The organism is Paenibacillus sp. Y859, assembly GCF_056786405.1.
This window is the reverse complement of sequence record NZ_JBXCIZ010000014.1, coordinates 88,077-114,262: the sequence shown is the minus strand read 5'-3', so window position 1 is coordinate 114,262 and position 26,186 is coordinate 88,077. Positions and strand designations below refer to the sequence as shown.

The 26,186-nt window shown below is 38.4% G+C and carries 27 protein-coding genes; all 27 read left to right on the top strand.

The genetic code is table 11. The annotated features are described in order from the left end of the window. Positions 1 to 486 precede the first annotated feature (486 nt). The 27 genes from AC1TO8_RS20790 (at position 487) to AC1TO8_RS20660 (ending at position 26,120) form a co-directional block, all read left to right on the top strand. Complete coding sequence (locus AC1TO8_RS20790) at positions 487 to 1,263, top strand: alpha/beta hydrolase (RefSeq protein ID WP_482057538.1); 777 nt, start codon at positions 487 to 489, stop codon at positions 1,261 to 1,263. Between the two features lie 199 nt (positions 1,264 to 1,462). After that, positions 1,463 to 1,993, top strand: coding sequence for a GNAT family N-acetyltransferase (locus tag AC1TO8_RS20785; protein ID WP_482057537.1), 531 nt, complete (start codon positions 1,463 to 1,465; stop codon positions 1,991 to 1,993). A gap of 170 nt (positions 1,994 to 2,163) precedes the next feature. Beyond that, entirely contained in the window at positions 2,164 to 2,730 is a 567-nt protein-coding gene (locus AC1TO8_RS20780) for a GNAT family N-acetyltransferase (protein WP_482057536.1), read from the top strand. 113 nt (positions 2,731 to 2,843) lie between these two features. Continuing rightward, positions 2,844 to 3,890, top strand: a complete 1,047-nt coding sequence (locus tag AC1TO8_RS20775) for a serine hydrolase domain-containing protein (protein WP_482057535.1) — start codon at positions 2,844 to 2,846, stop codon at positions 3,888 to 3,890. 278 nt (positions 3,891 to 4,168) lie between these two features. After that, positions 4,169 to 4,750 carry a hypothetical protein gene (locus tag AC1TO8_RS20770; RefSeq protein ID WP_482057534.1) on the top strand — a complete coding sequence of 194 codons (582 nt, stop codon included), beginning with the start codon at positions 4,169 to 4,171 and terminating at the stop codon, positions 4,748 to 4,750. 251 nt (positions 4,751 to 5,001) lie between these two features. Next, on the top strand, positions 5,002 to 5,334 hold the full coding sequence (locus AC1TO8_RS20765) for a DUF3024 domain-containing protein (RefSeq protein ID WP_482057533.1): 333 nt from the start codon (positions 5,002 to 5,004) through the stop codon (positions 5,332 to 5,334). Positions 5,335 to 5,535: 201 nt separating this feature from the next. Beyond that, complete coding sequence (locus tag AC1TO8_RS20760) at positions 5,536 to 5,967, top strand: GNAT family N-acetyltransferase (protein WP_482057532.1); 432 nt, start codon at positions 5,536 to 5,538, stop codon at positions 5,965 to 5,967. A gap of 484 nt (positions 5,968 to 6,451) precedes the next feature. After that, positions 6,452 to 7,213: a class I SAM-dependent methyltransferase gene (locus tag AC1TO8_RS20755; RefSeq protein ID WP_482057531.1), complete on the top strand. Its 762-nt coding sequence runs from the start codon at positions 6,452 to 6,454 to the stop codon at positions 7,211 to 7,213. A 290-nt stretch (positions 7,214 to 7,503) separates the two neighbouring features. Further along, positions 7,504 to 7,944 carry an NUDIX hydrolase gene (locus AC1TO8_RS20750; protein WP_482057530.1) on the top strand — a complete coding sequence of 147 codons (441 nt, stop codon included), beginning with the start codon at positions 7,504 to 7,506 and terminating at the stop codon, positions 7,942 to 7,944. Positions 7,945 to 8,138: 194 nt separating this feature from the next. After that, a complete protein-coding gene (locus AC1TO8_RS20745) occupies positions 8,139 to 11,045 on the top strand; it encodes a glycoside hydrolase family 3 C-terminal domain-containing protein (protein ID WP_482057529.1) in 2,907 nt (968 codons plus the stop codon). Between the two features lie 176 nt (positions 11,046 to 11,221). Next, positions 11,222 to 12,208: a phosphotransferase enzyme family protein gene (locus AC1TO8_RS20740; RefSeq protein ID WP_482057528.1), complete on the top strand. Its 987-nt coding sequence runs from the start codon at positions 11,222 to 11,224 to the stop codon at positions 12,206 to 12,208. 190 nt (positions 12,209 to 12,398) lie between these two features. Beyond that, positions 12,399 to 13,556 (top strand): winged helix-turn-helix domain-containing protein, encoded by a 1,158-nt coding sequence (locus AC1TO8_RS20735; protein WP_482057527.1) that lies wholly within the window; start codon positions 12,399 to 12,401, stop codon positions 13,554 to 13,556. Positions 13,557 to 13,630: 74 nt separating this feature from the next. Next, positions 13,631 to 14,905, top strand: coding sequence for an MFS transporter (locus AC1TO8_RS20730; protein WP_482057526.1), 1,275 nt, complete (start codon positions 13,631 to 13,633; stop codon positions 14,903 to 14,905). Positions 14,906 to 15,205: 300 nt separating this feature from the next. After that, positions 15,206 to 15,643, top strand: a complete 438-nt coding sequence (locus AC1TO8_RS20725) for a GNAT family N-acetyltransferase (protein WP_482057525.1) — start codon at positions 15,206 to 15,208, stop codon at positions 15,641 to 15,643. A gap of 97 nt (positions 15,644 to 15,740) precedes the next feature. Then, positions 15,741 to 16,028, top strand: a complete 288-nt coding sequence (locus tag AC1TO8_RS20720) for a hypothetical protein (RefSeq protein ID WP_482057524.1) — start codon at positions 15,741 to 15,743, stop codon at positions 16,026 to 16,028. Positions 16,029 to 16,197: 169 nt separating this feature from the next. Continuing rightward, complete coding sequence (locus AC1TO8_RS20715) at positions 16,198 to 16,662, top strand: NUDIX domain-containing protein (protein WP_482057523.1); 465 nt, start codon at positions 16,198 to 16,200, stop codon at positions 16,660 to 16,662. A 27-nt stretch (positions 16,663 to 16,689) separates the two neighbouring features. Next, a complete protein-coding gene (locus AC1TO8_RS20710) occupies positions 16,690 to 17,727 on the top strand; it encodes a phosphotransferase (RefSeq protein WP_482057522.1) in 1,038 nt (345 codons plus the stop codon). Positions 17,728 to 17,835: 108 nt separating this feature from the next. Then, the gene (locus tag AC1TO8_RS20705; protein WP_482057521.1) at positions 17,836 to 18,702 is read left to right on the top strand and encodes an aminoglycoside phosphotransferase family protein; all 867 of its coding nucleotides are present in this window, start codon (positions 17,836 to 17,838) and stop codon (positions 18,700 to 18,702) included. 186 nt (positions 18,703 to 18,888) lie between these two features. Beyond that, the gene (locus tag AC1TO8_RS20700) at positions 18,889 to 19,665 is read left to right on the top strand and encodes a Cof-type HAD-IIB family hydrolase (protein WP_482057520.1); all 777 of its coding nucleotides are present in this window, start codon (positions 18,889 to 18,891) and stop codon (positions 19,663 to 19,665) included. 52 nt (positions 19,666 to 19,717) lie between these two features. After that, on the top strand, positions 19,718 to 20,593 hold the full coding sequence (locus AC1TO8_RS20695) for an aminopeptidase (protein WP_482057519.1): 876 nt from the start codon (positions 19,718 to 19,720) through the stop codon (positions 20,591 to 20,593). A 54-nt stretch (positions 20,594 to 20,647) separates the two neighbouring features. Further along, complete coding sequence (locus AC1TO8_RS20690; RefSeq protein ID WP_482057518.1) at positions 20,648 to 21,169, top strand: DNA topology modulation protein; 522 nt, start codon at positions 20,648 to 20,650, stop codon at positions 21,167 to 21,169. After that, complete coding sequence (locus AC1TO8_RS20685; protein ID WP_482057517.1) at positions 21,166 to 22,194, top strand: homoserine kinase; 1,029 nt, start codon at positions 21,166 to 21,168, stop codon at positions 22,192 to 22,194. Before AC1TO8_RS20690 ends, AC1TO8_RS20685 begins: the two co-directional genes overlap by 4 nt. Positions 22,195 to 22,264: 70 nt before the next feature. Beyond that, a complete protein-coding gene (locus tag AC1TO8_RS20680) occupies positions 22,265 to 22,564 on the top strand; it encodes a DUF5316 domain-containing protein (protein ID WP_482057516.1) in 300 nt (99 codons plus the stop codon). Between the two features lie 27 nt (positions 22,565 to 22,591). Continuing rightward, entirely contained in the window at positions 22,592 to 23,383 is a 792-nt protein-coding gene (locus tag AC1TO8_RS20675; protein ID WP_482057515.1) for an aminoglycoside adenylyltransferase domain-containing protein, read from the top strand. Positions 23,384 to 23,511: 128 nt separating this feature from the next. Continuing rightward, positions 23,512 to 24,213, top strand: a complete 702-nt coding sequence (locus AC1TO8_RS20670) for an HAD hydrolase-like protein (RefSeq protein ID WP_482057514.1) — start codon at positions 23,512 to 23,514, stop codon at positions 24,211 to 24,213. A 415-nt stretch (positions 24,214 to 24,628) separates the two neighbouring features. Then, positions 24,629 to 25,717, top strand: a complete 1,089-nt coding sequence (locus AC1TO8_RS20665) for a glycoside hydrolase family 11 protein (RefSeq protein WP_482057513.1) — start codon at positions 24,629 to 24,631, stop codon at positions 25,715 to 25,717. Positions 25,718 to 25,907: 190 nt separating this feature from the next. Continuing rightward, on the top strand, positions 25,908 to 26,120 hold the full coding sequence (locus tag AC1TO8_RS20660; RefSeq protein ID WP_482057512.1) for a hypothetical protein: 213 nt from the start codon (positions 25,908 to 25,910) through the stop codon (positions 26,118 to 26,120). Positions 26,121 to 26,186: the final 66 nt, after the last annotated feature.

Sequence of the window (26,186 nt, the reverse complement as noted above, 5' to 3'; positions counted from 1 at the left end):
CTTCTAACCGTTGGAATGACGGGGATCGCCTAATCAAAAACGAACCGTTAGGTTGGTGTTCTTAGGAATCTCCCACTTCAAACAGACCGTAAGGTCGGTTAAGTGGTGAGTAGTTCAATGGTCTATATTGTGATGATAGAACGAGAGAATTAAGGTTGCAAGCAAGAGGGTGGTCTGACGAGCTCATTAATAACCATAAAGAATTTAACGAATGGATATTGAATAATGCAGAAACGGCTTTCAATCCTAATATGCCTTTAATTAATACAAGTTCAATTTCTCCTTCTGAGGTAACGGAAAAAATTAAGGGTATAGTTAACCAAGTACTCTCTGAAAGCTGATTCGAAGATGTCATATTGCATCAGATAACAAATGTATCTACGCAGCGTCGCTAACGCTCCTTAGTCTGCCCGAGGGTTTTCGGGTTCGTAGATACAGCAACGTTAGACGAAAGTGCGAAGAGATTATTAATAAGGACTGAAAAAAATGGAAGATGCAATTATATTTGAATACAAGAAATCAGAACCGTATAACAATCTTAGAGTGTATGTAGACAAGAATATAAAGCCCAATGATAGTTGTCCTGCCATGATTTTTTTTCATGGAGCAGGGTTTACAAATAACAAAGTAAATACAAGTCAGTTTAAACATCATGCTTCACATTTTTCATCACTGGGCATTACTACAATACTTGCCGAATATAGACCGTTAGAAATCGAAGGACTATTTTCCCCAATTGAGAGCCTCAAAAACGCGAGGTCCGTAATCCGCTGGACAAGGGAGAATTCAAAAAAACTTGGTATTAATCCAAACAAGATTATCGCTGTAGGAGCCTCCGCTGGAGGATATTTATGCTTATGCTCTGCGATGATTGAGCAATTTAATGACCCAATGGATAATGTAATGGTTAGCTCTAAACCGAATGCAATGATTATATTAAATGGTGGTGTTAACTCTAATTTACTGATTGACCTTTTTCCTGAATTGAAAGAAGCATTATTAGTAGCCTCTCCTGTTGAAGTAGTGAAGGAAGGCTTACCACCCAGTTTGTTTTTTCATGGAACAGATGATAAGAGCATTCCAATAGAAAATGTAATCAATTTTACAGACAGAATGCAAACTGCTGGTAATATCTCAAAACTAATATCATTTGAGGGATTAGGGCATGGATTTTTTAATTATGGAAATATGGACAATAAACCATATAAGAAGATACTTAAAGATACAGAAGAATTTTTAAGAGAAATAAATATTCTAGAGTAACTCAAGGCACCTTCGTCTACATCGTATCTACGCTGCGGGTCACACGCCCCTTGGTTTGCAAGAGGGATTTCGGAGTACTTTTCAGCAGATAACCCTGCATCACCTAACCGCATCGCGGACAGTCGCTATGCTCCTTTAAGGTGGTGATACCCAAACGTTATGAGAAATCTCTGTAATAAATGACTGGGAGGTATTCCAAATGAAGCCAGAAATACTTTTCAGTTCAGAAAGACTAACGTATATAAATACAAATATAAATGATCTTGATGTGGTTCTATCTATGGAGAATCATGTTGACAATAAGAGGTATATTATTCCTTGGTCAAGAGAAAAACACATTGATACCATGACTGATACAGATAAAAGACATGTAATGATGGATGACGGGGAAGGAAGACCGATAGGATATTTCATTTTATCCGGAATTAATAATGACCATAACAATATTGAGCTAGTTAGAATCATAGTAGCTGAAAAAGAAAAGGGATTTGGAAAAGAAACGTTAAGAGCAATACAGAAGTTCGTATTTGAAGATCTAAAGGCTCATAGGATGTGGCTAGATGTGAAGGTACATAATGAACGTGCAAAACACATATATGAATCTTTAGGCTTTAAGCTAGAAGGTTATTTAAGAGAATGTATAAAGGTAGATCATCGTTATGAATCACTAATCATTTTAGCAATATTAGACCACGAATATAGCAAGCTCAAGGAAGGTAGAGACAACTGATAACAATGCATTTCGGCTGCGTCGCTAAGAGGATTCTCGCGACACATCCAACCGGCTAAGTGGCAGAGCTACCCGGACCTATAGTCCTTAAGTCGTTTGAATGTCAGAAATGTACAAACGTTATAAGAAATCACATGTGAAAAACGATAAAAACAAAGGGGAAATAACGAATGTTTAACTATAAAGTTGATGATTCTTCTTTTTTATCATTATTGGAAATCAAAGATTCCGAAAGACTATTTAATCTAATTAACAGAAACAGAGTTCATATTAGTGAGTGGTTGCAGTTTCCTAATATTACTTTAAGAGTTGAAGATTCAAAAACTTTTATTGAAAGAACTCGGTTAAAATTTGCTAAGGAAGAAGGGTACTGGTTAGGAATTTGGCATGAGAATGATCTTGTAGGGTCTATTGGTTATTTATATATAGATCGAGAGAATAAAAAAACAGAAATTGGTTACTGGCTTGGTAAAGAATATGAAGGTAAAGGATTAGTCTCTAAATCTATCGAAGTTCTAATGAAATATGCCTTTGACGAACTTCAATTAAATAAAATTGAGATAGGAGTGGCTACTGATAATCTAAAGAGCCGAGCTATTCCTGAGAAATTAGGGTTTAAGCATGAAGGTGAACTACGAGACTACGAATATATCAATGGTGGATTTATTGATAGAATAATATATGGATTGAAGGCTGATGAATGGAGATCTATTCAAGAAAGCCAGGCGACACATTGATATCTCTAAGATAAGAGCTATCTAAGGGATATCAATGTCAGAAATGCACCAACGTTATAAGAAATCAGCGCAAATAATTACAAACCAAATCCAAAAAGCAAGGAGATGTTCTTTTGGTGCTCACGAAGAATGAAATACAAGAACGTATGAACCATTATAATGTAACAGGTTTAAGCATTGCTTTGTTTAATAATGACAATCTGAGTTTAGCAGAGGGATTTGGCCTAACAGAGGTGAATACCAATAATATAATAAGTAATAGCACTATATTTAATGCGTGTTCAATAAGTAAGTTTGCCACAGCAATGTTGGTCATGAAATTAATCGAGCAAGGAATCCTTGATTTAGATCAGGATATAAATCAGAATCTAATTTCATGGAAGGTTCTTGATAATAAATTTACACAAAATAAAAAAGTCACCTTACGAAATCTACTCAGTCATCATTCAGGAATAATTGATTCCGAGGGGAGCTTTAGTGAATACAATCCAAATGATGGGACTCCCACAATGGTGGAGATTCTCGAAGGCAGAAAATCATATTCCCCAAAGCCCTTAAGTGTTATGAACGAACCGGATAGTGAATTTCAATATTCGGACGCTGGTTATTGTGTAATCCAGCAACTGATTGAAGATGTATCTGGAAAATCTTTTAAAACACTTATGAACGAGATGATATTTGAACCATTATCGATGAATAACAGTACATATGAAGATACAATCCTAGAAGAAGATACTAGTTATGCTTGTGGTCATAATAAAGATGGAAATTTAGTTAATAGCAAGTATCCAATATATCCTTATCCAGCAGCAGCTGGACTTTGGTCAACTCCCAGAGATTTAGCTTTTCTGGCAATTGAAATGATTAATTCTATGAACGGAAGTGGAAAACTGGGTATTTCTCAAAGAATAATCAAAGAAATGATTACCCCGCAGTGTTGCTCAAGCTGGACTGGATTAGGGGTCTTTCTTGACAAGTCAGATAGTGAGCTAGAAGTTACCTCACTTGGTTGGGGCGTCGGATACCAATGTATGATGATTGTACATCCATATTCCGGAGATGGTGGAGTTATTATGACAAATTCTAATTTAGGTGTACATCAGAATAAAGGAATCATTGGTGAAATAATTAAATCTTTAGGTAGCTCTTATGAAATTTAAAGAAATTATAAAAGTATACATTCAATTGTATCCACAGAGTTGTTTCATTATGATTTTTTAGTTTAATCGAAGAAGACGCAGACATCCAATAAACACTGCATTCCTACTGCGGGCATTCCCCCTTTATCGCTAGGAGGATTTGCAAGAAGATTATTCAGGCGATGCATTCAACCAGCTAAGTCTGACGACCCGTTGCTACGGTCCTTAAGCTGCTTGAACGTCAGGAATGCCAAACGCTATACGACATGCTCTAAAGGCTAAAAGAAAGGAAAAAATCAATGATTCGAAATAATCAATCTTGGTCTGTTTGTATTTCAAGTGATTTTGAATTGAACTTTTTGATATATGTAGCGAATGCTTATGGTCTTATTAAAGAAGAGATCGATGGAAATAATGCTTGGCCTTCTAAGCAATTTGTTGAATCAGATCATATTACTCAAAAACTTGAGTCACAATGGAAGCTTTTCTGGGATCAAAGCATTCAAAAAAAGGTACATAAAAATAATAAACAAGCATCCTTTGTTTTAGGATTACCAAATTTTGAGGCAGTTGATCAACAAGAACTAAGAGAATCATTTATTAAAGTGTGGCCATCATTTATAAGTTGGTGGTATATGCCTGCGGGTGGTAATAACGCAATGAATTATTGGGAAGACAAACCTGATATTATAAGTTATGTGAAAGAATTTGAAGATGAGGTTGGAAGAGAAATAAAAACCTTTAATTTAAATATTGATTTAATCTATATGGGCGGTAGTGAGCCAATTGAAGTGAATGAAGAATATGTGATTATGCCAATAAAAGGTGATTACTTAATGAAGAAAGATTGGTGGATAAATAGATTTAAAGAGCGATATTAAGTGATTCGAGGGAACAGAGCACATCGTATAAACATTACATTACCACAGCGGTCGCTAACGCTACCTAGGTCTGCCAGAATGATTTCAAGGAAGTGAATCAGCAGACACATCCAACTCCCTAATCATGTCGCAGCCGCTCCTACGGACTTTAAGGGAGTTGGACGTCGGGAACACAAAACGTTATCAGAAATCATTGCAGTATGTTAAAATTGAAAAATATAAAAAAATGATAAAAGCAGCGAGGTATACATATGTTAGATGAATTCACTAGAAAGAGAATTAATAAGATATTGTCAGATTACATTGAAGAGAAAGTGCCAAAACACATTAGAAACCAAGTGAAACTTAATTATAAGTTCAGAGCTGATAGCGTCACATTAATTGAAGAAAGAATTGGATATAAAAGCGATCAGTGGGTAGAATCGCCCATTGCTCAATTTCGAAAAGAACAAAATAAATGGAAAGTGTACTGGAGAGACAGTAAGAATAAATGGCATTTCGTTGAAGATATCACACCGGAGGAAGACTTTGAAAAACAATTAAAAACTGTTGATAAGGATGATCTAAGGATATTCTGGGGGTAAGAATAATAGTGTTTTTCAAATATCTCGAAGAAGGCAATGACATCTGATAACTTTGCATTACCACAGCGGTTGCTATGCTCCCTAGGTCACCGGACACATCCAACCGGCCAAGTAGCGAAGCCACCCGGAACTATAGTCCTTAAGCCGCTTGGACGTCAGAAATACGCAACGTTACCATATAAATTAAAGGAGAGCATTCTATTGATTCGTGAAGCGGAAAAAAGAGATAGAGATCAATTATTCATACTCTATCAAATGTTAGTTCCAAATAGCAGAAAAATGAACGTTCTTGCAGAACAAATAGAGAATATTAGAATGGATCCTAATAATTTTTTGCTTGTCTGTGAAGAAGAAGGGGAAATCCTAGGGACATTAATGCTAAATATATGTCCTCAAGCCTTACATGGTCTGAGACCCTATGGAGTAGTCGAAAACATAGTTGTTCATGAGAATTATCGAAATATAAATATTGGACGATCATTATTACAACATGTTGAAGAATATTGTATTTCAAGAAATTGTCATAGGATTATGCTTCTTAGTAACTCAAAGCGTGAGAGAGCACATCAGTTCTTCGAGAGAGAAGGTTACAGTGGATCAGTAAGTAAGGGATTCAAAAAATATTTACAATAACAAATCTTAAACTTGATTTTACTAATTATAAATTTAGTGTGATTTTAACTTTTCATGATGTTGATATTATCGTACGGTTCCATAGATTCAGGGATGAAGAAACCCTATCGTTAAGATTATCAAGAAGAAGTAATTGTAATGACAGTCAATTTAACGAAGGAACATACATCGCCTAACATTGCATTACCAAAGTGGTGGACGCGCCCTTGGTCACCAAGAGGATATTCGGAGAAGTGGACCGGACGATACAATCAACCAGCTAAGTCTATCGACCCGGCCTTACGGTCCTTAAGCTGCTTGAACGTTGTGAATGCCAAATGTTATAAGAAATCCTCGTAATGAAAATATTGAAAAGAGCTATAAAATATGAAACATATCAAAAATATATAAGAGGATATCAATTATTTAAGGAAACTCGAAGAAGGCCAAACGTTAGGTGAAATACCCGGGAAGATTAATTTCAAAATAAAGGAGAAATAACAATATGTATAGCTCGTACGGAGAACTTTGTACTGAAGTTTATGATCTTAGTAAACCATTAGGCTACTCTTTTGGAGATGTAGAGTTTTATTTAGAACGGTTATCAAACATTAAGGGTAAAGTACTTGAAGTTGGTTGCGGATCTGGAAGAGTTTTAATTCCATTACTTCAGGCAGGAATAGAAATAGAGGGGTTAGATAATTCCGAAGCAATGCTGGATTCCTGTAGAAGAAGATGTGATGAATTAAACCTTACTGCTAAATTGTATAAAAATGAAATGCATGATTTTTCTTTGACGAATACATATGATGCTATTATCATTCCTGGGGGATCGTTTCAATTAATAGAAGGTCGAGAACAAGCGATCACCACATTAAATCATTTTTACTCCTATTTAACGCCTGGCGGCAGGTTGATAATCGATTTATTTATTCCCACGGATTTAAATGCAAACTCTACGTCTACTAAGACATGGAATACTCCTAATAATGAAGTGATTATTCTAGAAGAAAGGCGGACCGAACTTAATATACTTGAACAGAAAATAGTGTCTTTATTGAAATATGAGAAGTGGAGAGATGGGAATCTAACTCAAACAGAATTACAGCGGTTCCCTTTAAGTTGGTACGGAAACTATGAATTTGATTTATTACTTGAGAGATTAGGTTATGAAGAGATTATAAAGTCAGCTGATTATAAGTTCAAGAATAGACCTACAAGTGATGGACAGATGATAACATATGAAGCTAGAAAAGCTGTAGAATAATCGATGCTAATCCAATAATGACTGAACTCTCAATTTATACGATTTTTCGCACAAAATTCCATTCCACCCCGATATGATAGATTTTCGCTGTCTATTGTGGTGGATCACCTACAGATGATCTCTTCTAGCGGATCTTTCAAATCAAATCGGGACTCTGTATTGAACTTAGTACGTCAAACACAACTCCAGCAATGGATTACAGGTTTACCCAGTTATATTAGAGGTTACCTCCCTAATTTAAGCTGCGAAAGTTGGGTTAAAAATATATAAACCAGAAGAGAAGGTTGAAGATGAAAAGAACAGATGTTGTTTACTCTTTAATAACAAATTTAGATCAATCAAAAATTCTTATGGTAAAGAATAACGATAATGGACGTTGGTCTCTTCCGGGTGGAGCAGTGGAAGAAAATGAAACATTGCATATAGCAGCTGTTAGAGAAGCGAAAGAAGAAACCGGATTAGATATAGAGGTTTTTGAAATTGTTGCTGTAAATGAATGTGTGATGGAGATGAGAAATGAACACATTATATTCATTACTTTTCGAGCAGAGATCATTGGTGGACAAGAAGAGATTATTAGACCAGATGAAATCAGTGAAATTGCATGGATAGCTATAGACCAAGCAGAATTATTAATGCCCCTACCCTCTTACCAGGAAGGATTAAGTGCAATTATAAAAAATAATATTGGAATCAAATATATTGATGAAGGAAGAGCTAGGGTCAGATAGCAGTATTGAAATATTGGATTTACAATAGAATGTCTGCATTTGATCGTATTCGATGAAGCTATATTTTCTTTTTTCACTTGTTATTGTATATATCCCTAATAATCTATGAAAACGTCTCTAATTATTAGGGTAGCAAAGAGGAGGCAATCTTAGTTAAAATTACGCAAGAGGCAATTGACAAAGGGAGGATCAACATGACTGAAACATTCGAATATCTATTCCAGAACACTTCTCTTCCGCTGGAGGAACGTGTAAACGACCTCGTTTCTCGCTTCACGTTGGAAGAAAAAGTGGGACTTATGATCCAATATCAAACAGCCGTTGAGCGGCTTGGTGTGAAAGCGTATAAACATGGTACGGAAGCTGCCCATGGTATGGCTTGGCTTGGCGAAGCCACAGGATATCCGCAACCGATCGGTCTAGGATGTACTTGGGATACCGAGCTTATGCAGCGAATTGGTAGCGCTATCGGTGATGAGGCAAGAGGCTTTTATAAACAGAATCCGGAGATTAACGGCTTGACGCTTTGGGCGCCTACCGTCGATATGGAGCGCGACCCACGTTGGGGCCGGACTGAGGAAGCGTACGGTGAAGATCCGATACTTGCTGGTAAGTTAGCGTCGGCACTTGTTCAAGGGATGCAAGGCGATCATCCGAAATATTTGAAAGCGATTGCCACGCTAAAGCATTTTATTGCCAATAATAATGAAGTAGGTCGCGCTGACCAATCGGTTAGTATTGATCCGCGTAATATGCGCGAATATTATTTGAAAGCATTTGAAATTCCGTTTAAGGAAGGCGGCGCACAGTCCATGATGACGGCCTATAATGCCGTTAATGGAGTGCCTGCGAATCTGATGCCAGAAGTGAATGAAATCGTCAAGCAAGAGTGGGGAATGGACGGTTTTGTCGTCAGCGATGCTTACGACGTGTCTGGTACGGTGCGCGATCATGGTTATTTGGAGACGCATAAGGAAGCCGTTGCCCGTTCCGTGAAGGAAGGCGGCATCGATAGTATCACTGACGATGGAGAGTTGATTAAGCAATCGCTACGCGAAGCGTTGGCTGAAGGATTGCTCGCGGAGGGCGACTTAGATGTGGCCTTGCGTAACACGTTCCGCGTTCGTTTCCGTTTGGGTGAGTTCGATCCTGAAGAAGACAATCCGTACGCTGCAATTGATGAGTCAATTATTTTACATCCAGAGCATGCGAAGCTGTCACGTGAAGCTACAGAAAAGGCTGTTGTTCTTCTGAAAAATGAAGGTGGCATATTACCGCTACAAGCAGATAAGGTGAAAAAAGTCGCTGTTATTGGACCACTTGGTGGTACCGTATATCGAGATTGGTACAGCGGTTCACTGCCTTATGCGATCACGCCGCTGCAAGGTATTCAAGAAAAACTGAACGCACATGGAGGACAAACGACATTCTCCGGTGGTACAGATCGAGTCAAGCTGAAAGCGAAGCGCAATGGACGTTATGTTCAAGTACAGGCTGGCGAACAAGCGGCTCTGGCTGCAACTGGCGATGCTGGCGAACAAGCTTCTGTATTTGAATTAACGGATTGGGGCTGGGATAGCCATACGATTATCGCTGAGAATAACGGACTTTACCTAACGACGGATGACCGGATCGTAAAAGCCTCAGCTGATAAAATCTGGGAGTGGTTCACCAAAGAAGTATTCCTTGTTCGTCCTTCGGAAGATGGAAGTGATCAAGTAACCTTCTCAACATGGAATGATACGCCGGTTACGGTCAATTCTGATAGCGGAGAATTGCTCGTGGGCAGCGGTAGCGCTGAAGAAACCGCTAACGAGATCAATGTGGCGGGTGCGGCATCTGTGGCAACTGGCGAAGAAGATAAGATTACAGCCGATGTTTTTGAAGTGGAGACAGTCACAGATAAATTCCAGGCGGCAAAAGAAGTGGCTAGCGATGCGGATATCGCTGTCGTATTTGTCGGTAATCATCCGCTCATCAATGGTAAAGAGACGGTCGACCGCCCGGATATCACACTTGCTGAATCTCAGGAGCAACTGATTAGAGAAGTTCTGTCAGTGAACCCGAACACGATTGTGGTCGTGGTGGGTAGTTATCCATTTGCTCTGAATTGGGTGGACGAAAACGTTCCAGCAATTCTTTATACTACGCATGCAGGTCAAGAGCTGGGTAATGCCGTAGCTGATGTACTCTTCGGTGACGTGAACCCGGCAGGACGTCTGAACATGACTTGGTATAAATCGGTTGATCAGCTACCAGAGTTTATGGATTATGACATTATTAAGGGTGACAGAACCTATCGCTATTTCCAAGGAGATGCACTCTATCCGTTTGGACATGGATTGTCCTATAGCACATTCCGTTATGATGAATTGATCCTTGATCGTAAGCAGGTTTCTGTGGATCAAGATCGTGAAATCGAGCTTACGGTTCGCGTGACAAATACCAGTGATCGTACAGGAGAAGAAGTGGTGCAGCTGTATGGCCATGCAGAGAAGTCACGTGTAAAACGTCCGTTGAAACAGCTACTTGCGTTCCGTCGGGTACTGTTGCAGCCAGGTGAATCAGTAGACGTGAGCTTCAAGCTGCCAATGTCGGAGCTAGCGATGTGGGATGTTACTCGTGAGCGTTTTGCAATTGAGAACGGCACGTACATCTTCATGGCTGGTCCTTCATCAGCAAACTTGCCGCTGAGTGCTGCGCTCGATGTACAAGGCGAAATTATTCCGCCGCGTGATTTGAAGCAGTCTGTGAAGGCGATTAACTATGACGATTACGAAGGCGTGCTGATCGGTGAATGTTGTGAAGGCGGCAGTGCTACCCAAGTTAAGGATCAATCCGGCTGGATTGCTTTTGAAGATGCTGAGTTTGGTGTGGGAGTGAATACAGTGCGGCTTCGTGCAGCTTCCCAGACAGTAGCATCAGTCGAGGTTCGTCTGAAGAGTCCGGAAGGTCCGATTGTGGGCCGAGTTGAACTGTTGGCAGGTGGTGCCCAAGAATGGCGCGACTATACCGCTGAAGTGAGCGGAGTAAGTGGTCGTCAGGACGTATTTATTGTTCTCGAAGGCAAAGTCTCGTTGAGTACGGTTCAATTTGTGTAATCATCATCAACCAATCATAGAAGATCATGTGAAAGACCGGGTTCCCTTTTTGGGGGCTCGGTCTTTTTGAGGAATAATGAATCTCCGTTAGGAAGTTGTGATAAAATGGAAGAAAAGATATTCCGATAGATTAGCGGAATGTGCTCAAACCACATTACAAGAAAGGTGGCGATGAAGTGGCAAGTCAGGAGCTATTAAAATGGGCGGCGGCATCATTTCAGTTTAATGTAGAAACGTTAGTGTTCCTCAGTAATTCATGTAATGAAGTTTACCGGTTCACCAAAAATAACCAAACATATATTTTAAGATTATCTGAGAAAACTTTCGAATATGCGGAGAAGATAAAGGCGGAAGTGGACTGGGTGTACTATTTGGCACAACAGGGAGTACGTGTTTCGTTACCAATTAAAACAAAAGACCATCAATTAGCCGCCGTCTACAGGGAACAGGATAAGTGTTTTATTGCAACAGTATTCCATTTTGCATCAGGGCAGTTTTTTAATAAAGGCAATCCCGAATTGTGGGGACCAGAGATATTTAGCAAGTGGGGTGAAACCATGGGGAGAATGCACTTAATTACTAAAAAGTATGATGCTAATGATGTTGTTGTGAAAAGAGATAACTGGAGCATATGGAACATTGAGAATCGCTATCTACATAAAGGAAATTATCTGATTTTACTGGAGAAATTAAAATCGCTTGAAAGCAGTATTACTGCTCTCCCTAAAGATTTACACTCATATGGATTGATTCATAATGATTTTCACCCCTATAATTTTCATATTAATGAGGGAGACATTACAGTTTTTGACTTTGATGATTGTATATATGGATGGTTTGCCTTAGACATTGCAATAGCAGCGACTCATGCTGTTTGGTGGGGAGCACCAAAGGATGATAGAGAAGCAAAAAATGAGTTTGCCAAACAATTCTTGAGTGAATTTTTACTAGGATATTTTAAACATAATCATCTTGACGGATATTGGGTTCAACAGATCCCAATGTTTATGGAATATCGAAATATATGTTCATTCTTTTGGTGGCTCAACAACTGGGACGGAGATGAAAGTCGTCTGACGGAATTTCAGCAAAAATCAATTGTCGATGCAGTTGAGCTTGTTCAAGCCGGTCTACCTTTTGACGGTTGCGATATACGAATGTAAGAAGGTGCTGACATCCTATAAACATAACATTTCTGCATCTTCGCATTCGCAGCTTGGGCGCCAGGAGGGATAGCGAGAAGCAGATTCATAGATTAGACGATAGATACTCATGCGCATTATTTCTAAAGCACGCGAAGGTTGGATGGTACTGAGGTCATGAAGTTGGTCCATGGGAAGAAGGGTTATTTGTATGCAACTTGAATTACATGCAAGTGAATATAAGGTGACTGCCGAAGGCATAACGGTAGAATTGCTACCTAAGGAGTTCGCTCTTTTACAATTTCTCTACTACAACAGAGGTCGTACGTTCAGCCGTGAACAACTGCTCGATAAAGTGTGGATGCTGGAATATCCGGTTGAGCGGACGGTGGATGACCATGTATACAGGCTGCGTAAGAAGCTAGTCCCATTTGCAGGTCTGGGAATTAAGACGGTCCGGGGATTCGGCTATAGTCTGACTGTGCAGAATTCAAAGAACGTAGGTGAATCGAACCCGAGCACTCGGGACCGGGAGCTGCATGAGACGATACGGGATGTATTCGGAAAATACCAGCAATACGGCCAGGGCCACTCAATGCTGACCCTTGCACGTCAACAAGATGTGCTTGGATATGAGTTGGATCCCTTCTATTCCGTCTATGTCCGTTTTGTGCAAGGAGATCTGGAGTGGTTAATGAATACGGAGGAGGCTCCGCTGAGCGAACGCATATATTCGTTGCTGTTGTTCTATATTTTCACGGGGAACCCGGAGCAGAAACTGCTACTCTGTGAGCAAGTGCTTGAGAAGAAACTATTGTCTCCGATGCAACACAGAGAAATGGAGATCCTCAACATTCTTGATTTGTATGCACTGGCGGGAAAGCCTGATAAAGCGCTAGAACGCTTGAAGATGAGTCATACCGTGATCGCCGAACTGGATTATGAGAATTTCATCCCGCAAACGGCCATTACGGAGATGTTTGTCCATCTGGTTGCAGGAGCAGAAGATCACGAGCTGGAGAAGATGGCGGAAGCTATTGAAGCCGAGATATTGTCCACCAAGCCTTTTCTGCGGGAGATTGGCAGTTACAAGGTAGTCAAGGGACTGTGGGTGTTGCGGCGTCAGGCATGGCGTGAAGCAGAGAATTTGCTGGACGAGGGGCTCCATGTGCTGGACAGGTCTGGCTTTGTGCCAATGCGGCTGTATGCCCTGTACCGGATTAATCAATACTGCGGCATGTTTCCTCCGAACAAAAAATTGCAACAGAAATACATAGATATTTTTGAAGAAGAACAGGAGCGGATTGGCCTCAAAAAGCTATTAAGGTTGCTGGAAGATATCATTCTGAACGAGCTAAATCGTCTCTGATCATTCTCTGACATTTCTCCGCTACAGTAATATCATGCTCTATTCGATATTACTGTGATTTGGAGGAATTAATAATGACAGCTACACAACAAGCAGGAGCAAGCCTACTTCGTAACAAAGTATACATGCGCGTATATAGCGCCTTTGCTACAGCTACTTTTGGCGATTGGTTCGATACGTTGGCCATTCAGGTGCTTGTGGGGTATCGCTGGCAGGCCGGTCCACTAATGCTGGCTCTGATACCGGTCGCCAATGCTCTGCCCAGTATCTTACTCGGTTCGGTTGCGGGAGTCCTTGCCGATCGGCTGAACAAGCTGAAGCTAATGCGTATTTGCGATCTGCTTATGGCAGTCCTAACCTTACTAGTGTTATTGGCTCCCAATATGTTATGGCTACTACCTCTGCTTATGCTACGTGCGGCTATCTCTACCTTAAATGTGCCCGCACAACAGTCATTGACACGCAGGTTAGTAAGGGAGGATCAACTGCTTCAGGCTACCTCACTCAATGGAATCGTGAACCAGGGCTCCAAAATCGCCGGTCCTTTATTAGGTGGATTCGCCTTGACGCTCCTGTCGCCGCAGTGGTGCATTTTACTGAATGCCTTCTTTAGGGTAGGTTCTTATCTACTGTTGCTCACCGTCAAGAATGCAGAGGCGGGAGGTGGCAGAAGAACTGTTGAAGATGAGAATCCATGCGTGCCTGGCGCGGAGCAGGGGGTTCAGCTGCGTACCCAGTGGATAGAAGGATGGAGTTTCATCCTGCGCAACCGACTGCTGTTGAACACCATGTTGTACGGGTTAATGGGGACACTTGCAATCCAGATGATCGACTTTCAGTTCACCAGCCTTTTCCGGGAGGTTGCACCGGATCAGGAATCGTTGCTCGGCTGGATGGTGGCGGCATCAGGTGCAGGTGCCATACTGATCATTGTAGTGATGAACAAGATGAACAAGATGAACCGAGCAACGCGTTATGGTTGGAAGTTTGGAAGTGGTTACGCACTGATCGGCGCATCCGTTGGAGGGCTGGGTTTGCTCCCTGTCGGGGTTTCTGTGTTTCTCGTACTGGTACTTGGGTTCGTGTTGGGCATTGGCAACGGTATGTTCATGGTTACATTCAACTATTGTCTGCAAAAAGAAACGCCTCCGCATATGACCGGTCGTGTGTTCGGAATACAGAGCACAGTTCTAGGGATTGTAATGATTGGAGCGCCACTGCTTGGAGGACTTCTGGTACAAGTTGCTGGTGCCGAGCGTACCTTCCTGAATCTCGGCATTGTGATTACTGTGATCGGCCTGCTGGGAATTTTGTTCGGAAGGATGCTGTGGCCTGCGTCAAAAGTGTAAGACAGCGCTAGCTCTCTGGAGCAGGCAATAGGGGGGGAGAAACCTTGGAACGACGAGTAACAACCAATTTTTGCGTACTTATCCCACAATCCGATGAGCAAGGGATATCAAATTAGTGAAATCTCTGGAAGCTGATAAGGTCATGGGTATGTTGAGAATGTTGCACATGCTATAACTGTAGCTGCAACTGATAAAAGAACTAAGTATGATATCTATAATGTCGGTGAAGTACGTAATGCAGCGTTTGTTGAATGGAGATTCGAATTAAGAATTTCATCTTCCAGAAGAGGAGAGAGAAAATTGGCTTCTATACGCAAATACAATTCAAGTGACTTAGAAGCTTTAACAGAATTAATGACTGATTTAGGGTATCCAACTGATATTAATAGTATGAGGAATAGAATGAAATCGATAGAAACAAATTCATTGTACTTTACATTTGTAGCAACTCTAGAAGATCAAGTAGTAGGGATGATAGGTGCTCGTTTAGTGTATTACTACGAAGGAGATGGAGTTACAACACAGGTTTCAGCATTAGTTACTAGGAAAAGTTATCAAGGTCAGGGAATTGGGAAGGAATTAATAAGATTTATTGAAAGTTGGTCAAAGGAGAAGGGATCAAAAAGTCTCTTCCTAACAAGCGGTATTAAACCAGAGCGAATGGAAGCACACGAGTTTTACAAGAAAATGGGATTCGATATTAATGGATATAGATTTGTAAAGAAATTTGAAGAATAACATTCGAAAGTATTTTGAAGAGATAGTAACATCGCATAACAATGTTTTTCAGCATCGTCGCTGTCGCTCCTCGGTCATCCGTAGGGTCTTCGAAGAAATGAGATTAAATACGGGAGGGTATTCATCTGAAGAAACCAAGGGAACAACCTGGGATATCTGTGATCTTTCAGAAGAAATATCCGATGAATTAGGATTAACAATTAAAGTTAACAAGATCAAACCAGATCTAGCAGAATATGGTTTGATATTTGTTCCCGGAACTATTAATGGGGCACTTGGAGAAAAAATGACTGTTTTCTCTCTTCCAAGCTTTTTATCCATTCCTGCCTTTTACCCAATCGGTTCTTACATGATTGGTGTTATGTCAGCACCGAAATGCTATTGAACTGAATGGTAAACATTTCACATCACAAGTCAAACAAGATCTTCTCACAGTGATTGTTTAGCAATTGAAATTACCCAAAGTATTTTCATGGGAGTAGATTGGTATGATATGATTGCCAGAAGAAATGGTGGGAATAAGACAAATAAAAAAATCGTAAAAGGACTAAATTATGACAAAAAATATTATTGTTACGGGTGGAGCAATTATTAAAGATGATAGAGGAAGAATACTATTACAGAAACGATCGGATTATGGAGATTGGGGATTACCTGGAGGTGGTATGGAAGCTGGAGAGACGATAGAAGAAACAATGATTAGGGAAGTTAAAGAAGAAACTGGTTTAGATATTAAAAAATATGAACTGTCTTCAGTATATACAGGTCCCCGAATGGAATATCAGTATCCAGACGGAAATAATGTTGTTTTTGTTATGTTCTTGTTTAATGTTACGGCTGATTTAAGTAATGGACTCGTAGATGATGAGGGAACGCTAATCTACAATGACAAGAATAATGAATCATTACAATTGAAATTTATGTACATTGAAGACATACAAATAGAGAGAATGAATAGCGTCCAAAAACCTGTATTTAAAGATTTAAAGGAAGGAAATACAGAAATATTAAGGAACTAAGAAATGTAAGATCAATCAAAGAAATCATTGGAATTACAAACATGCATTCGAAAAATAAATAAAATAAAAAGGGATGGTGTAGATTTGAGTTTATTTCCTGTTGCATACTCACTCTTGTCAAAGCAAGCATTAACATTACATATTAAAGACAATTATGAAGTTCATGAACCAATTAATTTGGAATACTTCCTTAGAGGCATGAACGATACTTATATTTTAGAGACTAGATCAGGTAAATATATCTTTAGAGTTTATCGTGCTGATAGAAGAAATAAATCAGAGATTTCTTTTGAATTAGACTTATTGAATTATCTAAATGAGAATAATGTAAGCGTATCAATACCTATTGCAAAAAAAGATGGCACCCTCATAAATGAGTTTTTTGTCACTGAAGGTGTAAAGTATGGAGTTATGTTTAGTTTTGCAGAAGGTAATGAAAAGCCTATTCATGCCGTAGAAGATAGTTATTTATATGGGAAATCCGTTGCTCAAATTCATAAAGTTACTGAAAGTTTTAGAAGTGAACACGTAAGAGGTAATCTTAATTTGGATTACCTAATTGAGAAACCGCTTATTATAATCAAATTACATATGGAACATCGTCAAGAGGATTACAATTTTATTTGTGAACTAATCTTAGGATTAAAGGAACAGTTATTGATGAAGATAGAAGAAGGCTTAGATTGGGGCGTTTGTCATGGGGACTTGCATGGTAACACAAATGTAGCATTTACGGACAACGGGAAATTGACACATTATGATTTCGATATTTCTGGTTATGGGTGGAGATCTTATGATATCGCAGAGTTTAGATTGGCGAGAGAAATTCACAGTGGTCATAACGAGGACGAAGTTGAAAGGCTTTGGGAAGCATTCCTAAATGGGTACAGGGAAGTAAGAGATCTCAATGAAAATGATGTTGAAGTGGTTTCTATATTTGTTGTGCTTAGACAACTATGGCTCTTTGGCTTATGTTTTAGTGAATCAGAGCTAATAGGGTGCGCTGACTTCGATGATGGATTTATTGACAGTAAGATGGAGTATTTCAGGAAAGTAATTTTTTGATCCTTTCATAGTTCTTTTGGTAGATATAAAACATAAATCCTTTAACCCGATGGAACGATTTGTGAATATATCAACTTTATAAGAAATCCCTGTGAAAGGATGCTGAACATGAAAAACTTTAAACAGTTTAAATGGATAGAACGAACCGCGATTTTGAATGATATTCTAAATGAATCAACTAAAATAACAGTGAGTCATCTACCACCAGGACTAGAAGCCGAAGTAGTTAGAGTAAATTCTAAGTGTGGAACCGCGGTAGTCAAGATTTGGAATCAAGGATCAAGTGCAGATGTTGGTTATCAGTATAAATTACTCGAAGTTCTTTTTGATAACGGAATATCTGTATCAAAGCCATACGGTTGGGGCTATGACGAGGATTCAAATAAAGTATTAGTTACAAGTTTTGACGGAAATTCGGTCTCTACAATAGATGATCAAACAATAAGAATGATCTCGAGACTGTTAGTTGAAATACACAGAACATCAATAAATCAATTGGATGCATCGATGCATCGAAGATTTGATTTTATTGATTATTTTTTTCCGAGAATAATGGAACATACAGACATTTACAATACACTTAGAAGACTTGTAGAACAATCAAATATGCAACAAGATTGCATTATACACGGTGACTATAATCTGGGGAACATTGTAGAAGAGCAAGGAAGATATACCATCATTGACTGGACTAATGCACAATTAGGAGATGTCAGATATGATGTGGCATGGTCTGGTTTTTTGATACTGATATATACAAACGAAGAATCATATCATTCTTTTATTAAGACATATATGGAAATGAACGGATTTCCAGAAGAGCAGCTGAAATTATTTGAAGCTATCGCTTGTCTGAGATGGATTCTACTTAATAGAATGGTAACATTGCCTAAGAATTATAATACAGTGAGAATAATCAATAACATGTTAGAAACTAATAAATATTTAAAAGAAATTTCAGCAATATCTGGGTAACTCTAAATAGGAGGGGAAATCTCATTACAACATGTTCCCACAGCGGATCGCTGCGCTGATCTTGGTTTGCTAGATAGATTTCGAACATATATTCAGCAGACACACCTGTACGAACTAAGTAATTACGTTTAGTTGTGTGAACAGTTAACATTCAAATATTACAGTTAGAGAGAGGATCAAGATATTATGTATAAGGTTGTATTTTTCGATGTTGATGGAACTCTAGTAAGTGAGATTGATGGGACCATACCGCAAAGTACGAAAGAAGCAATTAGTCAGTTGATTAACAAAGGAATAAAAGTTGTGGTTGCGACAGGGAGACCATACAGTTTGTGTGAAGAGTTTGTATCCATGGGAATTGACACCATAATTTCTGCAAACGGTGCACTTATAACATGTGATGGAGACGTCGTTTATAAATCAGTACTTTCGACAGAAACCGTTCGAGACATCACGGAATTTGCTGCATTGAACGGACAAAGCGTTTCTTACTTTACGGAGGCATTCGTCATGAACGGAATTGGCTCAGATAATAAACGAGTCATGGAGGCACTGAAAGAGACGTTAAGTATTACTCAATATCCCCTAAAAATAAGTTCAATGGCAGAGGAAGTTTACTGCATGTGCCTATATGCAGATAGCTGTGAAGCTCAGAAATATATTGTTAACTTCCCTAAGCTCAGGTTCATAAGGTTTCACGGCTATGTCATGAATGTGCTTGAAGAAACGGAAGTTTCTAAGTCAACAGCGATTAAAAAGGTTCTTGATTATTTGGGAATTGACAAATCTGAAGCTATTGCTTTCGGTGACGGAGGAAATGACCTAGATATGTTGGAGTATGTTGGCTTGGGAATTGCAATGGGAAATGCTGAGGATCGATTGAAACAGAAGGCAAACTTTGTTACAAGAAGAGCAAGTGAAGATGGTATTTTGTACGCATTAAAAACATTCGGGGTTATTTAATATTAAAACATGTACAACATAATTTGAAGGTGATTACTGAAGGAGACTGACCATGAAAGATCCAAGAATTGAACAACTTGCTAAAAATCTTATTCAATATTCGGTGAAGCTACAACGAGGGGAAAAAATATTAATTGAGGTTGATGGTCTGGAAGTTCCTTTGGCGAAAGAATTGGTGAGACAAGCTTATAGTATGGGTGGAGTTCCCTTTCTAGTAATTAATAATCATGAATTATTGAGAGAGATATTAATTGGCTGTACGGAAGAACAATTGATAGCAATGGCATCCTACGACTTAAATAGAGTGAAGGATATGCAAGCCTACATACTTATTAGAGCTGGAGAGAATATGAGCGAATTAAGTGGCATTTCTTCTGAAAAGATGGGATGGTATAGAAAGCATTATTCGCAAAAGATCAACGGCAGACGTTATAATCATACGAAATGGTGTATTCTTCGTTATCCTAACCATGCCATGGCACAACAGGCGAACATGTCAACGGAGGAATTTGAGGATTTGTATTTCAATGTTTGTAATTTGGACTATTCAAAAATGGATAAAGCTATGGATCATTTAGTTGAACTAATGGACCAAACAGATAAAGTTAGAATTACTGGAATAGGAACAGATCTAACGTTCTCTATTAAAGGCATGCCAACAATTAAAGACGCTGGAATCATGAATATTCCAGATGGAGAAGTATACACAATGCCAGTTAAAGACTCCGTCAACGGAGTTATTTCTTATAATACACCTTCATTAAAAGAGGGCTTTACTTATGAGAACATTCGTTTTGAAATTAAAGATGGAAAAATTATCCATGCAACTGGAAATGATTCAGAACGAATTAATAAATTACTGAACACGGACCAAGGTGCGAGGTATATTGGTGAATTTGGAATAGGCCTTAACCTTTACATTGCTTAAACCCAGAAAACTTAAAGTGATGATATCAATTTAATATAGTAGAAGGAGAAGAATATGAAGCGAATATTAGTTATTGGGTCAGGTGGATCAGGCAAATCTACCTTATCACGAAGGCTTAGTAACATACTAGATATTCCAGTCATACATTTGGATACTTATTTTTGGAATCCCAATTGGGTCCCTAAACCAAATGAAGAGTGGGATAAGATTGTTGAACAATTTACTAACGAAGATCATTGGATCATTGATGGTAACTATTCAAGGACAATGGATATCAGGATTGAGAAAGCGAATTTAATCATTTTTTTGGATATGCCAAGACTTCTGTGTATGTATAGAATTATTAAACGGCGTATTATGTATCATAAGAAAACTAGACCTGATATGAATGAAGAATGCCCAGAAAAATTAGATTGGGAATTTATTAAATGGGTTTGGAATTATAGAACAAGAAGTCGAATGAACACAATAAAGAAACTCGATCAGACAAAAGAACATCAACAAGTAATAATTGTGAATACAAGAAGACAGGTAAATGAATTAATAGAAAGACTAGAAGAGAAGAAACCTATTTGAAAATAACTCAGGAAGAGGTGAAATTTATGGGTTTTCCGGTAATGTATTCTACTTTAAGTGATAAAGCATTGAGTGATTATATTAGTATTAATTATGATATCGAAGAGATTATAGATTGTCGGTTATTATTGAGAGGAATGAATGATACATACTACATTGTGACAAAAAATAATAATTATGTGTTCAGAGTATATCGGCGACCTTGGCGTACTAATTATTCAGAGGTAGCATTTGAAATGGATCTTTTGAATTATCTTAAAGATAATGGTGTCCCCGTATCTTATCCCCTTAGAACGGTTAATCAAGATTACATTCAAAGATTTGAAGCACCTGAAGGCATGAGATTTGGGGCTTTATTTAGCTTTGCTGAAGGTGATACACCATCTATGGATTCTGAAGATGTTAGTTTTAATTATGGCAAGTCGGTAGCGAATATTCATTTGAAGAGTGAAGGATTCATAACGAGTTATGAACGCCCACATTTGGATATTCATTATTTAATTGAAGAGCCACTAGAAATTATCAAATATTATTTAAGTTATCGTCCAGCGGATTATGATTACCTTAGCAATATAGGCAAATTGATGTCTGAAAAACTTAGCGAATTACAAATGAAAGGATTAGATTGGGGTATTTGTCACGGAGATTTACATGGTGCTAATGCTCATTTCAAAGAGGATACATTTACTCATTTTGATTTTGATATTTGCGGATATGGGTGGAGAGCATATGATTTAGCAGTCTTTAAATTTACTAGGGAATTTGAAATTAGTAATGAAAGAGAAAAAATAATAGAATTCAACAACATCTGGAACGCATTTTTGGCAGGATATCAATCAGTTCGAAATCTAAATCAAAGTGATATAGATGCAATACCGATATTTTGTGGTATTAGACAATTATGGCTTATGAAATTGTCACTTCAATATTTTAGAGATCAAGATATTATTGGTTCTATTGATGCAGAGGAGAAATATTTTAAAGAAGAACTAGATTACTTCAGGAAAATGGAGTATTGGACTTGATTTTAAGATGAATTGTGAGCGACTGCTGGACACATTGGTACTGGCTAAGTAAGAAGCTATATAAAAAGGGATGATTACTATTAGAAGTTTGATTATTGGAACATCGGTAGGTGTTGTTATTGCTTTATTTTTAGGCCTTTTTAGTGATTGGGGATTGGCAATAAAAGTAACTGGGGGAATCGGAGTTATTTCGTTGCTGTTAGCGGGGGTACTCTCAGGATTATTTATTAATGGAGATAGAAGAAGAGTAAATAATAATTTTGAAACAACAGAGGATAGAAAATTAAGAAACAAACAGTCATCCGTGTTATTTTTATTTGGTCTACCAATTCTCATAACTGCAATAATAATCAATTTGATAACCCAATAAAGTGAGCAACATAGGAAATCAGCACAAGTGGAAAATAAACGAAAAGGCGGAAACACATTGAATCAAAAACTTATATTAGACAGATTAACTTGTCTTTTGAAAGATGAGTTATCGGAATCACTTACAGGTATTTATTTACATGGTTCCATGGCCATGGGATGCTTTAATCCCAATCAAAGTGATATTGATGTATTAGTACTAATTAAAGAAAAACAATCTATAGACGCTTATAAGAAAATTGCTAAGGAACTTATTAAGCTTGAAGAAGAACTGGAGATCATTAAAGGATTTGAATTAAGTATCGTATTGGAAGCCTACGCTGTCGATTTTGTATACCCAACTCCGTTTGAGTTTCATTACTCTCTATTTCACAAAGATAAGTATCAAACAGAAGAGAACTATTTCTGTGGTGGGTATGAAGACCCTGATTTAGCAGCTCATTTTGTAGTGATATATAATCGTGGAATTGTACTTTACGGAAGTCCAATAAAGGAAGTATTCAAGCCGATAGATAAACAATATTATATTGACTCAATAAAGTCGGATGTTGATGGAGCTATAGAAGGAATTGTTGATAATCCACCTTATTATGTATTAAATTTAGCAAGAGTTCTTATGTATTTAAGAGAATCATTTATTTCTTCAAAAAAAGAAGCAGGAGAATGGGCATTAAACCAGGTGCCCAATGAATATAAAAATACAATTTCTCAGTGTCTTGCAAAGTATGAAAATGAAACAGAGAACATAAACCTCGAACAGAAAAAACTTTCAAACTACACGAATTATATGCTGAAAGAAATTGAAGAATTAATAAAGTGATTAATCTAAAGAATTAGACTACTAATTTAAGTTACTCAATGAAGATCAATGAAGATGGTGGAATGCAGGCTTAAGATGGTGAGACATTGTGAATACAACAGCGCTATCGGAATTCGGCATAAAGATAGATGGGATGGGGTATAATGGTTGAAAATTTTTATTGTGAACGAGATTTCGTACAACAATCACTTATCTTCGATATGGATGGAACACTTTTTCAAACAGCTAAGATTTTAGAAATATCACTAGAAGATACTTTTAATCATTTAACTTTACTGAATCAATGGGATAATGAAATTCCGATAGAGATATATCGCGAAATAATGGGTGTGCCTTTACCGAAGGTGTGGGAAACGTTGTTACCAGATCATTCGAAAGAGATACGAGAACTAGCAAATTTTTATTTTTTAAAAAGTTTGGTAGAGAACATTAGAAATGGTAAAGGTGCTTTATATCCCCATGTAGAGGAGGTCTTTATTTATTTAAAACAGATGAATTGCCCAATATATATAGCAAGTAACGGTTTAACGGAATACTTAATGGCTATTGTCAAGTTCTATCATTTAGATAACTGGGTTGTTGAAACATTTAGTATTGAACAAATACAATCATTAGATAAAGCAGATTTAGTTAAGGATATTATAAAAAAATATAATATTCAAAAGGGAGCAGTTATCGGAGATCGTCTATCTGATATAAATGCCGCAAAAGAAAATGGTTTAGTGGCTATAGGATGTAATTTTGACTTTGCTCGTGATGAAGAACTTTCACAGGCTGACATTGTAATTGATGACTTGATTGAATTAAAAACAATTGTAAATCAATTATAAATCAATTATAAATAGATGTTATTAGTAAGAACAGCTAAGTCTGACGATCCGTACCCTTAGGTCGCTTAGGCCGAAATTCGCTTGATTGACAGGAAAATGTGGTTTTGATGTGTTAGCAAATTTCCACTGATCTCCAACATCTAACAAATATGATTTTTATTTATTATTTGATGGATGGAGAGAAAACAAGATCGATGGATAAATCTAGTAGATACCTTAGAAAACTATACTTTTTACAGTATAATCTATAGTTTACAAGTGGGATACTATTTAAATTTATGATAAATTAGTTAATGCAAGCGCTTTCAATTATAGTTATGGAAGGAAGTGGTGATATGAGAACGGCGGCCCACTACGGGCTGCTCTGCATCATAGTAAGGCTAAATGTAATTTAACCAATAAGGAGGAATGTGTAATGAAACCCAAAAGCTTGAGGTTATTTGTCGCAATTTCAACCTGTTTTGCGCTTATATTCCCTGCAGTAAGCGTACAGGCGGCAACAACGATCACCAACAATTCAATTGGCACTCATGAAGGCTATGACTATGAATTCTGGAAAGATAGCGGTAATGGAAGCATGACGCTCAATAGTGGTGGCACATTCAGTGCCGATTGGAGTAATATTAATAACATTTTATTCCGTAAAGGTAAGAAATTTAACGAGACGCAGACACATCAGCAAATTGGAAACATATCAATAAACTACGGTGCCAACTACCAGCCAAACGGCAATTCGTATTTAACTGTGTATGGATGGGCGGTTGACCCACTCGTAGAATATTACATCGTCGATAGCTGGGGCAGCTGGCGTCCGCCAGGTGGATCGTCAAAGGGCACCATTAATGTAGACGGGGGTACTTATGATATATATGAGACTACCCGAGTTAACCAGCCATCCATAAAAGGTACTGCAACTTTTAAGCAGTATTGGAGTGTCCGGACGTCGAAACGTACGAGCGGAACCATATCTGTTAGTGAACACTTTAAAGCGTGGGAGAGCAGAGGAATGCCGATGGGTAAGATGTATGAAGTCGCGCTTACGGTAGAGGGTTATCAAAGTAGTGGAAGTGCGGATGTGTATAGTAATACACTTAGTATAGGCGGCAGCTCCGGAGGAGGAGGTACAACTCCTCCTCCAACCACAGCTACGAAAAAAGAAGCTGAGAGTATGACCAAAAGCGGTCAGTACACCGGGAATATTAGCTCACCGTTCTCTGGAGTCGCTTTATACGCTAACAATGATTCAGTGAAATACACGCAGAATTTTGCAAGCGGCACCCATAGTTTTTCACTCCGTGGTGCTTCGGATAACTCCAACATGGCCAGAGTTGACTTGAAAATAGGTGGACAGACGAAGGGGACCTTTTACTACGGCGGAAGTAATCCTGCAGTTTATACCCTAGACAATATCAGCCATGGAACCGGAAATCAGGAGATTGAACTCGTTGTAACATCTGATGACGGAACATGGGATGCTTACATTGATTATTTGGAGATTCAGTAACTCGAAGCGGTAAATGATGCTTGTGAGTTTTTGATTTGAATGATGATCGTTTTTTCAAACAAAATCCCGGCGGGATCTTCCCCGCCGGGATTTTTCTAGGTATCCTGGAAAGAATTTAAGGAAAAGAATAAAGCGGCTACCCGAAAAACTTAATTCTTATCATTGAAATATATTGAGGTGCAAGGACGGTATGCCATATACCAAGCCTGTAACGGTAGAGCCTTATTGTGGAACTCCAGTATGGATCGATCACGAAGTAGCATTCCATGTTGGACGATGCCGCGAATATTTGCTAGCCTATGGGTTTTGTTATTTACTTCCTTCTCTTATTGTAGCACAATATATGAGACTTCACTTTCAAACTTCTAAAGGTCCGCGTGTTCATCTACGGATAAATACATAGCTCCCCCCTCCCAGATCAGGCATCCAATTCTTGAAAGGCTTATTGCAATAGACGACCCCATCGGGT